The organism is Pauljensenia sp. 20925_1_34, from assembly GCF_041432775.1.
Classification (GTDB): Bacteria; Actinomycetota; Actinomycetes; order Actinomycetales; family Actinomycetaceae; genus Pauljensenia.
On sequence record NZ_JAPWAG010000062.1, the window covers coordinates 1 to 1,154 of the forward strand.

At 56.6% G+C, this 1,154-nt stretch carries 1 rRNA gene; it reads left to right on the forward strand.

What is annotated here, in order from left to right:
• A 23S ribosomal RNA gene (locus O3669_RS10855) occupies window positions 1–1,154 on the forward strand; the annotation flags it as partial.

Genomic DNA, 1,154 nt, shown 5'->3' on the forward strand with positions numbered 1-1,154 from the left:
GGTTGGGGGGTCGCAGAGAATAGGGAGAAGCGACTGTTTATCAAAAACACAGGTGCGTGCGAAGCCGTAAGGCGATGTATACGCACTGACGCCTGCCCGGTGCTGGAAGGTTAAGAGGAACCGTCAACACCCCCCGGGGTGTGAAGCGGTGAATTTAAGCCCCAGTAAACGGCGGTGGTAACTATAACCATCCTAAGGTAGCGAAATTCCTTGTCGGGTAAGTTCCGACCTGCACGAATGGCGTAACGACTTCTCCGCTGTCTCAACCGTGAACTCGGTGAAATTGCAGTACGAGTAAAGATGCTCGTTTCGCGCAGAAGGACGGAAAGACCCCGGGACCTTTACTATAGCTTGGTATTGGTGTTCGCTTGGACTTGTGTAGGATAGGTGGGAGACTGTGAAGCTGCCGCGCCAGCGGTGGTGGAGTCGTCGTTGAAATACCATTCTGGTTCAAGCGGTCACCTTAACCTTGGCCCGTGATCCGGGTTGGGGACAGTGCCTGGTGGGTAGTTTAACTGGGGCGGTTGCCTCCTAAAATGTAACGGAGGCGCTCAAAGGTTCCCTCAGCCTGGTTGGTAATCAGGTGGCGAGTGCAAGTGTACAAGGGAGCTTGACTGTGAGACCGACGGGTCGAGCAGGTGCGAAAGCAGGAACTAGTGATCCGGCCATGGCACGTGGGTGCGTGGTCGCTCAACGGATAAAAGGTACCCCGGGGATAACAGGCTGATCTTGCCCAAGAGTCCATATCGACGGCATGGTTTGGCACCTCGATGTCGGCTCGTCGCATCCTGGGGCTGGAGTTGGTCCCAAGGGTTGGGCTGTTCGCCCATTAAAGCGGTACGCGAGCTGGGTTCAGAACGTCGTGAGACAGTTCGGTCCCTATCCTCTGTGCGCGCAGGAAATTTGAGAAGGGCCGTCCCCAGTACGAGAGGACCGGGATGGACGAACCTCTGGTGTGCCAGTTGTACCGCCAGGTGCATGGCTGGTTAGCTACGTTCGGAAGGGATAACCGCTGAAAGCATCTAAGCGGGAAGCCTGCTTCAAGATGAGGTTTCCACGCCCCTCAGTGGGGTGAGAGGCCCCCGCCAGACTAGCGGGTAGATAGGCCAGAGGTGGAAGCACCGCAAGGTGCTCGTGAGCCGACTGGTACTAAT